Annotated in this window: 12 protein-coding genes; 9 read left to right on the top strand and 3 right to left on the bottom strand. The window is 70.4% G+C overall.

All coding sequences use genetic code 11. From position 1 onward, the window contains the following. Positions 1 to 3 precede the first annotated feature (3 nt). From HR086_RS11590 to HR086_RS11570, 5 genes are all read left to right on the top strand, one after another. Positions 4 to 1,362, top strand: coding sequence for a glucose-6-phosphate dehydrogenase (locus tag HR086_RS11590; RefSeq protein ID WP_174465630.1), 1,359 nt, complete (start codon positions 4 to 6; stop codon positions 1,360 to 1,362). A gap of 96 nt (positions 1,363 to 1,458) precedes the next feature. Then, positions 1,459 to 1,911 carry a DUF3302 domain-containing protein gene (locus tag HR086_RS11585; RefSeq protein ID WP_174465629.1) on the top strand — a complete coding sequence of 151 codons (453 nt, stop codon included), beginning with the start codon at positions 1,459 to 1,461 and terminating at the stop codon, positions 1,909 to 1,911. Beyond that, a complete protein-coding gene (locus HR086_RS11580; RefSeq protein ID WP_174456906.1) occupies positions 1,911 to 3,092 on the top strand; it encodes an HlyD family secretion protein in 1,182 nt (393 codons plus the stop codon). The genes HR086_RS11585 and HR086_RS11580 overlap by 1 nt, the downstream gene beginning before the upstream one ends. Before the next feature lie 13 nt (positions 3,093 to 3,105). Next, positions 3,106 to 4,536 (top strand): efflux transporter outer membrane subunit, encoded by a 1,431-nt coding sequence (locus tag HR086_RS11575; RefSeq protein WP_174465628.1) that lies wholly within the window; start codon positions 3,106 to 3,108, stop codon positions 4,534 to 4,536. 150 nt (positions 4,537 to 4,686) lie between these two features. Continuing rightward, the gene (locus HR086_RS11570) at positions 4,687 to 5,049 is read left to right on the top strand and encodes a cupin (RefSeq protein WP_141643088.1); all 363 of its coding nucleotides are present in this window, start codon (positions 4,687 to 4,689) and stop codon (positions 5,047 to 5,049) included. A gap of 7 nt (positions 5,050 to 5,056) precedes the next feature. Here the strand turns inward: HR086_RS11570 and HR086_RS11565 are convergent, their stop codons facing one another. Beyond that, complete coding sequence (locus HR086_RS11565; RefSeq protein WP_174456908.1) at positions 5,057 to 6,667, bottom strand: hypothetical protein; 1,611 nt, start codon at positions 6,665 to 6,667, stop codon at positions 5,057 to 5,059. 260 nt (positions 6,668 to 6,927) lie between these two features. On the opposite strand from HR086_RS11565, the gene HR086_RS11560 reads away from it, so the two are divergent. Continuing rightward, a complete protein-coding gene (locus HR086_RS11560) occupies positions 6,928 to 7,146 on the top strand; it encodes a hypothetical protein (protein WP_174456909.1) in 219 nt (72 codons plus the stop codon). 10 nt (positions 7,147 to 7,156) lie between these two features. Here the strand turns inward: HR086_RS11560 and HR086_RS11555 are convergent, their stop codons facing one another. After that, on the bottom strand, positions 7,157 to 7,765 hold the full coding sequence (locus HR086_RS11555) for a DUF1579 domain-containing protein (protein ID WP_174456910.1): 609 nt from the start codon (positions 7,763 to 7,765) through the stop codon (positions 7,157 to 7,159). Here HR086_RS11555 and HR086_RS11550 point away from each other — a divergent pair. From HR086_RS11550 to HR086_RS11540, 3 genes are all read left to right on the top strand, one after another. Further along, positions 7,756 to 8,865: an ATPase, T2SS/T4P/T4SS family gene (locus HR086_RS11550; RefSeq protein ID WP_174465627.1), complete on the top strand. Its 1,110-nt coding sequence runs from the start codon at positions 7,756 to 7,758 to the stop codon at positions 8,863 to 8,865. The genes HR086_RS11555 and HR086_RS11550 overlap by 10 nt on opposite strands. Before the next feature lie 160 nt (positions 8,866 to 9,025). Next, entirely contained in the window at positions 9,026 to 9,661 is a 636-nt protein-coding gene (locus tag HR086_RS11545) for a hypothetical protein (protein ID WP_174465626.1), read from the top strand. 290 nt (positions 9,662 to 9,951) lie between these two features. Further along, positions 9,952 to 10,812 carry a TonB family protein gene (locus HR086_RS11540; RefSeq protein WP_174465625.1) on the top strand — a complete coding sequence of 287 codons (861 nt, stop codon included), beginning with the start codon at positions 9,952 to 9,954 and terminating at the stop codon, positions 10,810 to 10,812. Here HR086_RS11540 and HR086_RS11535 read toward each other — a convergent pair. Then, positions 10,793 to 12,337, bottom strand: coding sequence for a DUF4153 domain-containing protein (locus HR086_RS11535; protein ID WP_174456914.1), 1,545 nt, complete (start codon positions 12,335 to 12,337; stop codon positions 10,793 to 10,795). The genes HR086_RS11540 and HR086_RS11535 overlap by 20 nt on opposite strands. Positions 12,338 to 12,416 lie beyond the last annotated feature (79 nt).

Below are 12,416 nucleotides of genomic sequence, written 5' to 3'. Positions count from 1 at the left end.
GGAATGATCGACCCGTTCGTCATCATCGGCGCCTCGGGAGACCTGACGGCGCGGCTGCTCCTCCCCGCCGTGGCGGAGCTCGTCGAGCAGCAGAAGACTCCCGAGGGGCTGACCCTCACCGGGGTCGATCGGATGGACTGGACCGAGGAGCAATTCCGCGAGCGCATGCGCGAGGCCCTGGACGCGCATGCGACGCGCGCCTCCGCGCGGACTCGCACGGAGGTCCTCCGCCGCCTGCGTTACCGGCGAGCGGATGCCACGCGCGGCGAGGACCTCCGGCGCGCGCTTGGCGGCATCCACCCGTCGGTCCTCGCCTACCTCGCCCTGCCAGCACATCTGTTCGAGCCGGTGCTCGCGGCCCTCTCCGAGGCGAGCCTCCCGAAAGGCAGCGTGGTGGCGGTCGAGAAGCCCTTCGGCGTCGACCTCACCTCGGCCCAACGCCTCAATGAACTGCTGCGGCTGCGCTTCCCCGACACCCTGGTCTTCCGCATCGACCACTTCCTGTCGGACGAACTGGTCCAGCGCGTCTTCGCCCTGCGGTTCGGCAACCGTGTGCTCGAGTCCATCTGGAGCCAGCAGCACATCGAGCGGGTGACCATCACCTGGGACGAGATGCTCACCGTCGAGGGCCGCGCGTCGTACTACGACCGCGCAGGCGCGCTCCGCGACATGATTCAGAACCACCTCCTGGAGGTGCTGGCGCTGGTCGCGATGGAGCAGCCCGCGCGCTCCGACGAGCGCTCCATCCGGGACGCCCGCGCCGCCGTGCTCCGGACGATTCCGACCATGACCGCGGAGCAGGTGCGCCAGCGCAGCGTCCGCGCCCGGTACGTGGACGGCGGCATCGATGGACACAAGGTGCCCGCCTACTCCCGGGAGCGGGGAGTCGAGGCCTCGCGCGAGACGGAGACCTTCGCGGAGCTCACGCTCGAACTGGCGAGCTGGCGCTGGGCGGGCGTGCCCTTCGTCCTGCGCACGGGCAAGGCGCTGGCCCAGTCACACGCCGAGGTGGCGGTGTACTTCCGCTTCGAGCCGGACCACGCCTACCGAGGCCAGACTGGTGGCCAGAACGTGCTGCGCATCGGCCTGTCGGAGCCCTACGTCCGCCTCGCGGTGAACATCAACGGGCCGGAGCTGACGCTGGTCACCCAGGACCTGGAGCTGCGGTCGCATGCCACCGGACGGCTCGCGTACTCGAACCTCCTGCTGGACATGTTGAGAGCACAGCCCATGCTCACCCTCCGGGACGACGAGGTGGAGGAGGCGTGGCGAATCGTCGAGCCGGTGCTCGCGGGCTGGCGGCGAGGGGAAGTCCCCCTGCGCGAGTATCCGGCGGGAAGCGCGGGGCCCTCCGGTCGCTGAACAGTGATGCCAGACGGGAGTGCCGCGCGCTCGAACGTCCCCTTGACGGTAGGGAAACCCCTCATAGCTTGTCGTCGGAGCAAGGGGGCGGACATCATGAGATGGCCAAGGGGGGCCACCACCGCGCTGCGATGGTGGGGGCTGGCGGCGTGGGCTCCGCGTCCAGCGCACGCGTCGCTTCTCAGCGGCGACGCGATGGACACCGCGGCGGAGGTGTTCAGCTGGATTGTCATCATCATCGGCCCGGTGATTCTCATCTCCGGGTTCTGGCTGCTCCACATCCTCCCGGAAAAAATCGCGGAGAAGCGCCATCACCCGCAGCTGGATGCCATCAAGACCCTGTGCCTGCTGTCGCTGTTCTTCGGCGGGCTCCTGTGGCCGCTGGCATGGCTCTGGGCCTACTCCAAGCCGTCCCTGTACAAGCTGGCCTACGGGCATGACCGGGTCCCTCCTCCGCACGGCCCCGAGGCCGACGAGGCCGCGCTTCCGGCCCCCCCAGGCACACCCTCCGAAGGACCGTCCCCCGAAGAGAGAGGGGAGCCGCACTGATGGAACTGCTGCTGCTCCTCGTCTACGCGGGCGTCGTCTGGCTGATCTTCTTCAAGCTCAAGCTGCTGCCGTGGAACTTCGTCTCCCAGGTCATCATCATCACCCTGCCCATCATCGGCATCACGGTGCTCATCCTGCTGGCCAACGTGTACGCGCCGTCCTCGTCGGACGCGCGGGTGATGAACTACGTCGTGCAGGTCGTCCCGCGGATCTCCGGACGCGTCATCGAGGTGCCCGTCCAGCCCAACAGCGCGGTGAAGAAGGGGGACGTGCTCTTCCGTATCGACCCTGAGTCCACGCAATTGGAGGTGAATGGGCTGAAGGCCAGGGTGCGGGAGCTGGACGCGAAGGTCGCGGGTGCTCGCGCCATCGAGAAGCAGCTGTCACTGGAGCGCAAGACGGCCCAGGGCAGAAGGGCCTCCGTCGCGGCCCGGCTGGACCTGGCCCGGCGGCGCGTGCGGCAACACAAGGTCCTCGCCTCCAATGGCTCCGGCACTCAGTTCGACTTGCAGCAGGTGGAGACAGAGGTCCGCAACCTGGAGGGTGAGCTGGCCGCGGCGAACGCCGCCGTGGGGCAGGTCACCCAGAGGCTCGAGGCGCGGACGGTGGACGGCACGCTCGTGGAGCTCGCCCAGGCCGAAGCCGGACAGCAGCAGGCGCTCGCCTCGCTGGCGGATGCGGAGTGGCGCCTCCGGGAGACCGTGACGTACGCGCCCGCGGATGGAACGGTGGTGAACCTCCAGCTTCGCGCGGGCTCCTACGCGGCGGCGCTGCCCATCTCGCCTGTCATGAGCTTCGTGGAGGACGAGCAGAACGTGGTCGCCTACTTCCATCAGAACGAGCTGCACCAGGTCCAGCCGGGCGACGAGGCGGAAGTCACGCTCCAGGCGTTCCCGAACCGCGTCATCAAGTGCCACGTCAAATCCGTGGTCTGGGCGACCGGACAGGGGCAGCTCCCCACCTCGGGGGTGTTGCCCGAGACGGGCGGGGAAGCCCTGCCTCCCGGACGCTACGCCGTCACGCTCAAGGTCGAGAAGTCGGAGGCGGACGAGGTCCTCCCGGCGGGAGCGCGCGGCCACGCCGCCATCTACACCCAGTCGTTCCACCCGGTGCACGTGCTGCGCAAGGTGATTCTCCGGGTGGGCACCAAGCTGGACTGGCTGATTCTCAAGCTGCACTGAGGAAGGGTGGAGCATGGTCGAGCGCCGGCGGTGGGGATGGCTCCGGGCCTGGGCGGTGCTCGTCGTGGGCGGGGGCGTCTGCGGCTGCCCCACACGCGCTCCGCCGCGAGGACCCGAGGTCGTCAAACAGGCACTCCCTCACACCTCGCTCGCCACCGCGTGGTCGTCGGCGGGCGCACCGGAGGGCGGCATCCAGGACGGGTGGCTGGCGACGTTCCAGGACGAACAGCTCCAGGCGCTGGTCGCCGAGGCGCTCGGACACAACCCGGACCTCCGCTCCGCCTCGGCGCGGGTGGACCAGGCGTCGGCGATGCTCGGCGTCGCCCGCGCGGGGCTGATTCCCACAGTCGACCTGGAGGGGAAGGAATCCATCGGGTTTGGCCAGGGGCTGGATGGTGTGCTGCGCGGCATCGAAATCTCCGCCGGCTGGGAGGTCGACCTGTGGGGCAAGCTCCGCTATCGCCGCAACGCGGCCCGGGAGACGCTGGCCGCGGCAGAGGCCGAATTCGAGTTCGCCCGGCAGTCCCTCGCGGCGACCCTGGCCAAGGGCTGGCTGCTGGCCACCGAAGCCCACCTCCTGCAATGCATCGCCGTCGAGCGGGTCAGGATGGGAGAGGAGCTGGTCCAGCTCACCACCACGCGGCTGCAGGTCGGCGTCATCAGTGAGCACGAGCTGGTGCTGGCGCAGGCGAACCTGGACTCGTACCGCGACACCGTGAAGCAGCTGGAGCTGACGCGGGTGCAGGCGGTGCGCGCGGTGGAGCTGCTCGCGGGGCGCTATCCCTCGGGGACCCTGGAGCCCAGGGGCACCCTGGTCGAGCTGCCCGGCCCGGTGCCCGCGGGCATTCCCGCCTCGGTGCTCGAGCGGAGGCCCGACCTGATGGCCGCCGAGCGCCGCGTGGCCGCCGCGTTCAACCACGTGCAGGAGGCCAAGGCCGCGCGGCTTCCCTCGCTGCGCCTCACGGGCGCCGTGGGCCTGGTCGACAGCGACGTGGTGGTGCTGAAGGAGACGCTCACCAATCCCACGGGCGGCGTGGCGGCGGGATTGCTCGCGCCCCTCTTCCACGGCGGGGCCCTGGCGGCGCAGGTGCGCGCGCGGACGGCGGAGCAGGAGGCGGCGCTCGGCGCGTACGCGTCCGCGGCCCTGCGCGCCACGAACGAGGTGGAGAACGCGCTGACGAGCGCGCGCGTGCTCGACGAGCGTCGCGTCATCCTGGAGCGGGCCGTCGCCGAGCACGCGCGCGCGTTGGAGCTCCTGAATGTCGACTACCGCGTCGGGAAGGTCGACCTGCTCGCGCTGCTCCAGCAGACCCTCCTCGCGGACGCGGCACGAGTCGCCCTGCTGCGCGTGCGCAGCGAGCAGTTGATTCAGCGCATCAACCTCCACCTCGCCCTGGGTGGCGGCTTCTCCGTCCCGGCCGAGCCGAAGCCCGCCGCGAAGTAGCCCGCGTGACATCCGGTAGCGACGGACTGTTCCTGTCGCGTCGAACAGTGGCGGGTGCCTCGGTTCACTCGGAAGGGGTGGGTGTCCGCCGCCGCGTGCTGTAACGTGCCCCACCCGGACACATCACCCCGCCGTCTCACCGAGCCCTCGATGCCAACCCTGATTCCCGCCCCCATGCGCGTGACAGCCGTGGGCAACAAACCGAAGCTCATCCATGAGTTCGTCGGCCGGGCCACCACCAAGACCTCCGACGTCAGCGTCGCCCACATGAACAGCCCGGGCGGCTGGGAGGAGCCGGGCCAGAAGCCCGAGTTCAAGGAAATCACCCTCGTCCTCGCCGGCGTCCTGCGCGTCGAACACAAGGGCGGGTTCCTCGACGTGCGCGGCGGACAGGCCGTCATCTGCGAGCCGGGCGAGTGGGTCCGCTACAGCACCCCCGAGCCCGAGGGCGCCGAGTACGTCGCCATCTGCCTGCCCGCCTTTTCCCCGGGCACCGTCCACCGCGACGCCTGACGCGCCTTCAGCGCGCGTTCACCATCGTCACGAAGAACTCGCGCAGCGCGCGGAACAGCCGCTGCGTCACCCGCTCGTACCAGGCCTGGTCCTCGTCGGACTCGAAGAACTCGTCGTTCCACGAGCCCATCCCGCCAAAGACATCCGCCACCGAGCACGCCAGCAGGCCCCTCAGCCGTTCCTCGGACGAGGGGAACACCTGGAACAGCGTCACGAGCGAGAAGCGCCGCTCGAACGCGTCGCACGCCCGCTCTCCCAGCCCCACGCTCCGCAGCGCCTCGCGCACCGCGGCCAGCCGCTCCGGCGCGGCGTCACGCAACTGGAAGCCGGTGTTCTCCAGGATGAAGCGCGCCAGTCCGAAGGCCTCGGCGAAGGGCGAGCCCTTGCGCGTGGCGAACTCCTCCGCGTCCTTCAGGCTCGACAGCAGCTCCGCCCGCGTGTTCGTCGTCGCGCGCGGTGACAGGAGCGGCGAGCGCGCCACCTTCAGCGCGTTGAACAGGTACATCTGGTAGCGCGAGTCATTGGGCACCAGTCGCAGTCGCTCCCGCTCCGGAATCAACCCAGGGTCCTTCGCCTGCTGCTCCTTCGTGTACCCCTGCGCCCGCACACGCTCGCGCAATGGCTCCGGGATGATGAGCTCCGCGCCGCGCGCCTTGCAGGTCATCTGGAGCTCCTCCATGAGATTGCCGGAGGGAATCCCATGCACCGCCGCTGGCTCCGCCGTGGCCAGCAACTCCTTCAGAGACTGGGAGGTGTATGGCGTCGCATCCGGCGCGGTGAACCGGTTGAGGTTCTCCGCCGCGCGCGCCCAGACCTCCTCCGCGAAGGGCTGCGCCTCCACCAGCGTCACGAAGTCCCGCCCGAAGTCATCGCCCGACAGGTACACCCGCTCGTCCGACGGGACGAACTCCGCCAGTCGCTCCGGCGGCAAGAGGCTCCGCTCGAAGTCGTCCGGGTCCAGTGTCTGGAAGAAGGGGCGGAAGTCCTCGGAGAGCACCATCGCGCCGCCGTGGCGGAGCACCGTGGACTGGAGTTCCTTGAGCAGATCCCCGCCAATCAAATCGAACAGCGCCGCCCCCTCGCGCGAGCACAGGTAGTCCGCCACCTGTGACGCCGACACGGCGGGACGCTGGTTCATCGTATTGGAGTCGGTGATGACAAGTGAGAGTGCCTCCAGCACGCGCTCCGCGTTCGGCTGGGCCCGGGCGAAGTCCACGAACTGCCGGGGAGTGATGAGCGAGGAGCTGCTGAAGACAACCTCCAGCTGGTAGAGGGTGTTGCCCTGCTTCGTGCGCACGTCCAGCACCAGGGCCTCCGAGTTGACGAAGGCCGCGGCCACGTGGTCCGGAAGCTCACCGGGTCCCAGGCCCCCCAGGTCCATGGCGCGGACGCTCACCAGCTCCTCGCCATCCAGCACCTCGCGCCACGCCTCCAGCGACAGCTCCCGACCCTCTCGCGTGCGCGCGCCCACCGAATACGTCCCTGGCACCTCCAAGAGCCGCAGCGTCCACCCCGACCCCAGGTTCGTCTCCAACCGCGTCAGGACGTCCAGCCACTGCTCGCGCTCCACGCGAAGCAACGAGACAGTCAACGCCAGCACCAGGTCATCCAGCTTCATGCACGTCCTCTCACCGGGCCCTGGGCCCTGCCCGCGCGTCCCTCCGGTCGCGCACGCCGTCCGTCCGCCAGGGTTATCCCATGCGCAACGCCCGGCGGGCGCTCCTCTTCCTGCTATTGTCCATCGCCCTCACCTCCGCCCGCGCCGAGGAGTCCACGTCCCAGGATTTTTCCCGGGGCGCGCGGGACACGCGTCCAGCTCACGCCCCAGGGCGCGGTGAAGGAAGCGGCGACGCTGCCCGAGCCCTGGAACACCCTGCCGTGCGGGCTGACGAACTCGTCCAGGGCGGGGTGGCAGTGGACCGGCGGAGAGTGCGCTCCATCGCCGTGCGAGGCGTGGAGCTGGCCGCGCGGGCGAGGGGACTCCTCCTCTCGGTCGAGGGCGGCTTCGAGCACACCTTCCCCTCACGCAAGGAGGCCGAGCACATGCGGGTGGCGGTGGAGCCCGGCGCGAAGGCCTCGCTCCGCCGCGTGCGCTGAAGCGCGGTGACTATCCCTGACGGCGGCGCGTCAGCCGCGTCTCCACCGCGCGGTCCTCGCGGCCCTCGGGCCAGATGTTGAAGGACTCCAGAACCACGGTGTCCGCGTCCGGCTGGTGAATCACCGTGCGCCAGCCCCAGCGCTGCTTCTGCGTGACGCCCTGCTCGTCGCACATGCTCGCCGTGTAGCTTCCGAGCATCGACACGCGTCCGTCGTCCCGAGGCGCGCCGGTGGAGACCATCATGTTCGCGCTCATGTGGAAGCTGTCCACCCAGGCCGCGGTGTAGTGCTCCTCCGTGCGGTCGAAGCCGAGGATGAACTGGCCCGCGTGCGGCTTGCCCATCGCCGTGGAGTGGTAGTCGATGCGCACGAAGCGCCCGCCGAGCAACGGCTCGATGCTCGCGTGGGTGCGCGACTCCTCGGGCGCACCGGACGGGTCGAACCACGTGCGCGTCAGGCCCTCCCAGGCGCCCACCATTCCGGTCAACACCCGGTGCTCCGCGCCCGGGTCGAAGTCCGCCGTGGGCGCGTTCGTCGCATTCCAGTCCTGGCTCATGCCCTCTTCGTAGCCCCGAGCCTCGTCATCGTCACCACAAAGACTCGTGACGCATGCCATCATCGGCACCCCACGGGAGCCCACGCCTGAGCACACTCGCCACGACCCTCTCCGCGCTGATTTCCGGTCTGCTCGAACAGTTCGCCGCCGAGGGCATCCCCGTCCCCAGTCCGCCGCCCCTCCCCGCTTCACCCGAGGAGGCCGCGGCGGCCCTGTTCTCCATCGCCGCGCGGACGCGCACCCCCGTCTTCTCCGTGTGGGCCGACGCCGACGGGGACGACCTCACGGCGGGCGCCTCGTTCTTCACCGTCCGCGCCGATGCGCCCGGGCATCAGGGCATGCTCGGACAAGACCGGCTGCCCGTGCGTCAGCCCTTCGCTCCCGCGCTGCATGCGTCGCTGAGCGAGGCCCTCCACACCCTGTCCCAACGAGGCCAGGACGAGGCGCGCCCCGCGCGTGGCACCGTGGCGTATCCGCCCAGCGCCGAGGACCCGGACGTCCTCTTCTGGGTGACGTTCCAGGAGGGCCCTGTCGCCCCCAGCGTCACCGTCTACGCCCGGGACCGTCAGCTCCGCGCCGCGCAGCCTCCGTTCACCGCGCTGGGCATGAAGCCCTCGGAGGCCGCGTTCCTCACGGAGCGCTTCCTGCGGCTCGATACGCTGTTCCAGGGACAGCCGGTGGTGTTCTCCGGCGCGCGCGGCACCGGGCGAAGCACGTCCCTCCACGCGGCGATGGAAGCACTGCCTGACTTCACCAACGTCCTCGTCGCGCTGGAGCAACCGCGCGCCGTGGATGCGCGGCTCGGGATGGTGAAGGTGGGTGACACCGCGCCACTCGCGCAGGTGGTCCGCGCGTTCCTCCGGCAGGACCCGGACGTGATTCTGGCGGACGAGCCTCGCGGCCCGCAGGACCTCCAGGTGCTCATCAACTCCGCGCTCACCGGCCACGCCACCGCCTTCGTCCTCGAAGCACAGAGCCCCGAGGCCGTCCTCGCGAAGCTCCACGAAGCCCTGCCCGAGGTGCCCGTCACGCCGCTCATCGTCCACCACGTACTGGACGCGGCCACCGGCAAGCCGGTCCGCACGCTGCACACCGTCACGCGGGACGACTCGGGACAGAGCCACGTCGGGGCGTGGGCACCTCCCGCCGTGGCCGAGGACTGAAGCCCGAGCGTCTTGGCGTGACGCACGAGCGTCTTCCGCGAACGCGGGCCCTGCATCCTGGCGGGGACACCCGTCCTCTCGGCCCCCTCGTACATGCCTTGCTTCGCGGACCCAGGTCGTCACCAGGCGCGACACCGTCATCCACTACATGGAAGTGAAGGTGAATGACGCGCAGTGCTCGAAAGCCCAGCGCAATGCCCAGGAGTTCGTCGAGGACCGCCTCAAGAACGCGCTCAACGGCCAGTACGGCATCCCCGCCCAGCAAGGCGCGCAGACCATCGAGCAGGCGATGGGAGGGGGCGCGGACTTCGAGCTCCATCTCATCCGGGTGTCCATGCCCCGCAACGGCACCTTGGAGTACCAGCAGGGCAACCCCATCACCGCCACGTGCTACCCCTGGGGCGAAACCGGCGGACGCGGCGGGCAGCCTGTCGTCATCCTCCAGCGCTGCGACAGCATCACCTACATGGACAGCGCCTGGATTGGTGACACCGGGGAGCGCATCGCCCACGACTTCCTCAAGCACCTCGGCTTCGACGTCCGGGGCGCGGTGCAGAACAACACGGGCAATGGCGTGGACCTCGCCGCCAGGCTCTCCTGCACGCCGACGAGCCCCCGGTGGGCCTTCTTCGAGGTGAAGGCCAGCACCGTGAAGTTCCAGACGGCGCTGGAGCACCCCGACCATCCCCACGCCTCTCTTCGTGGGCTTCTCCAACAACACCTCCGGGTCGACCTTCAGCATCCCCAAGGTCTCCGTGCAGACGCTCGTCCCGCATCCCTTTGGCGGGCGCTATGACAACCAGCACAGTTGCTTCGTCCTGAACTGTGACTGCCGTCAGTTCGTCGCCGCCTCCGGTGATGCGAGGCAGTGCCGGAGCTGCGGCCACCCTCACGGGTCCTGAAGTGAGGTCTGGTGGACACGTTCCTCATGGAACGCGCATGAATCGGGCAGGAATTCAGCACTGTCGCCTGGCGCCCTGGGGCAGGTCCCCTTCACCGCGACGAGGACCGGCACTACCCACGTGTCAGGTGGATGGGGCCTCCCGCTAGACTGTCGTTCCAAGCGGGAGGAAAGGGGGTTGGGACATGCCGGACGAAAGTCCGAAGGACGGCCACGCCGAGGCGCCGCTTTTCGCCTCCGTCGCCCACGCGCGCTCACGCCGGGCCGCGGACAACTCACGCACCTTCTGGGTGGTGCCGCTCGCGGTGGCCTTCCACGTGCTCGCGCTCGTGGGCCTGGACACTCTCTGGCACGGCTCCACATTCGCGCCCCGGCTCGTCACGAAAGACGAGGACATGCTCGTCCTGCGCCTGCTCGCCGCGCCTCCGCCGCCGCCCCCCGCTCCCGCCGCCAGCACGCCGTCCACGCCGCGTCAGGCCTCCGCGCGACGCGCACGCCCCTTGTCGAAGCCCCACCCGTCGAAGGCCTTCACCCGTCCCTCGGAGCCTCGACCGCTCCCGACTCCCGAGGCGCCACCCCCGCATGAGACAGCCGACGCGAAGTCCGCGAACGAGGCCCGCGCCACGGCCATGCCCGGCGGCGTCTCCGGCGGCGTGGCGGGCGGGGTCATCGGCGGCGTGGTGAACAGCGTCCTCGCCGCGAGCAGCGCGGGGCTGCTCCCCGTCGCGCAGCCGCCCCCCTCCCGCGAGGAGCGCAACGCCTGGGAGGAGGAGTACTTCGAGGTGATGTTCCGCGACCGCTTCGAGAACGTGCGCTACCCGCACCAGGCCGCGATGGCCGGAATCGAAGGCCGCTTCTCGCTGCGCATCACCGTCGGAGCCCGGGGCCAGTTGCTCGAGCTGTCCGTCGTGGGCCACTGCCCCCACTTCGTCCTGTGCGACGCGGCCCAGGCGGCGGTGCGTGACGCGGCCCCCTTCCCGCCTCCGCCCGCCGCGCTCGGCCCTCGCGTCACGGTGGAGCTGCCCTTCAACTACCACCTGCGCTGACGCGCTCCTCCGCCGACTCCAGCGCCCGGCACGCCCGCCAGCGCGCCAGGCTCCACTCCGGCCAGGACACGTCCTCGCACACGTCCACGTAGTGCTGTTTCAGATGCGCCACCCCCTCGAGCTTCCCCGAGGAGAGCCCACGCACCAGCTCCGGCACGGCATCCCCGGAGAGCGAGTGCAGATACTCGCTATCCACCGAGGCCCCCGGCTCCCCCCGCGTGAGGTTGAGCCGGACGATGAGCGCGTCGGGGTTGATGACATTCACGGCCAGCACCGCGCCCAGCGCCGTGACGAAGGCGCCCACGGCGAAGCGCTCCGGTCGCCACCAGAGCGTCACGCCGCGCCACGCCAGCACCACCCCCAGCGCGAACATGAAGACATGGGTGAACAGGCGCAGGCGCGTGTAGCCGAACGCGTCCTCATACAGCGTCATGCGCTGCACCGCCGAGGCGACGATGACCAGCGTCAACGCCACCATGACGGAGGCCCCCGCCTGGAAGACCGTCCTGGCCAGCGGTGACTCGCGGCGGGTCCACCGCGCCAGCGCCATGACCAGGCCCAGCGTCAGCATGGACACGACCATCAGCTCGAAGAAGCCCCGGCGCGCGTACTCCGCATACGAGTACCCGGGCGCCGGAGACGACGCGTCGCCGATGAAGAGGTACGCCACCTGGAAGCCCGCGAAGGCGAAGAACAACGCGTCCACCGCGAGGATGAGCGTCAGCGCCTCCGTGAGCCCCAACCGTGGCGACGCGGGCGCCACCTCCGCCTCTCCCGCCTCGCTCCCCGTGCGCCGCCGCAGCGCGTGCCCCAGCGCGCTCGCGGCCAGGCCCGCGCAGAGGAACACGCCCATCCCCCTGATGAGCGATGCGCCCAGCAGCGCGCCCACGTCCACGCTCCACACCCGCTGCACGGCCGAGGCGAACATCGCGTCCGCGGACGACAGCAGCATGGCGAACACCGCCAGCACCGGCACGGCGAGCAACACGCCCCTCGCGAAGGGCATGAGGCGCGGCGCCTGCCGCTTCGCGGCGCCCAGGTCCACCGAGTCGCGCACCAGCGCGGGCGGATGGAGCAGGCCGCGCAGCGCGGTGCCCAGCACCACCCCGGGATAGCCTCCCAGCCCCAGCCGCTGCACCCGGCCCGCGCCCCAGAAGTGCATCAGCAGCAAGAGCAGCGTCCCCGCCGTCAGCACGTTCAGCACCACGAGCCACGGGCTGTCACGCACCGCCACGAAGCCCGCCACGGCGAGCAGCGGCGCCAGCAACCACGCGTTGGGCCGCGCGCGCTGCCAGCCCTCGCGTCCGCCCAGGCCCACGAGCACCGCCACCAGCGACAGCGCCATCAATGGAAAGGACACGCCCCAGTGGGGCCGGTCCAACAGCACCTCCGCCAGCACCCCCAGCGCCAGGGCGGCCACCAGCGTGCGGCGTGGCGCGCGCGCCTGGGGCAGCCAGGGCGTGGACGGCAGGGGTGGCGGCGCGGACGGCGCCACCAGGGGCATGGGAGAGAGAGTCGAAGACATGACGGCGCACCTCGGACGGACATCGGCTCGAACGTCCGCAGGATGCGCCCGGGGCCCGGCGCCGTGCGGCCAGAGCTGT

The organism is Myxococcus sp. CA039A, from assembly GCF_013336645.1.
Lineage (GTDB): Bacteria > Myxococcota > Myxococcia > Myxococcales > Myxococcaceae > Myxococcus > Myxococcus llanfairpwllgwyngyllgogerychwyrndrobwllllantysiliogogogochensis.
Note: the sequence above shows the minus strand (reverse complement) of the source record. Positions and strands in the feature narration are given on the sequence as shown.

What these genes read in the sequence shown, in the direction of transcription:
- HR086_RS11590 (WP_174465630.1), top strand. Translation starts at nt 4, where the DNA reads ATGATCGACCCGTTCGTCATCATCGGCGCCTCGGGAGACCTGACGGCG.
- HR086_RS11585 (WP_174465629.1), top strand. Translation starts at nt 1,459, where the DNA reads ATGAGATGGCCAAGGGGGGCCACCACCGCGCTGCGATGGTGGGGGCTG.
- HR086_RS11580 (WP_174456906.1), top strand. Translation starts at nt 1,911, where the DNA reads ATGGAACTGCTGCTGCTCCTCGTCTACGCGGGCGTCGTCTGGCTGATC.
- HR086_RS11575 (WP_174465628.1), top strand. Translation starts at nt 3,106, where the DNA reads ATGGTCGAGCGCCGGCGGTGGGGATGGCTCCGGGCCTGGGCGGTGCTC.
- HR086_RS11570 (WP_141643088.1), top strand. Translation starts at nt 4,687, where the DNA reads ATGCCAACCCTGATTCCCGCCCCCATGCGCGTGACAGCCGTGGGCAAC.
- HR086_RS11565 (WP_174456908.1), bottom strand. Translation starts at nt 6,667, where the DNA reads ATGAAGCTGGATGACCTGGTGCTGGCGTTGACTGTCTCGTTGCTTCGC.
- HR086_RS11550 (WP_174465627.1), top strand. Translation starts at nt 7,756, where the DNA reads ATGCCATCATCGGCACCCCACGGGAGCCCACGCCTGAGCACACTCGCC.
- HR086_RS11555 (WP_174456910.1), bottom strand. Translation starts at nt 7,765, where the DNA reads ATGATGGCATGCGTCACGAGTCTTTGTGGTGACGATGACGAGGCTCGG.
- HR086_RS11540 (WP_174465625.1), top strand. Translation starts at nt 9,952, where the DNA reads ATGCCGGACGAAAGTCCGAAGGACGGCCACGCCGAGGCGCCGCTTTTC.
- HR086_RS11535 (WP_174456914.1), bottom strand. Translation starts at nt 12,337, where the DNA reads ATGTCTTCGACTCTCTCTCCCATGCCCCTGGTGGCGCCGTCCGCGCCG.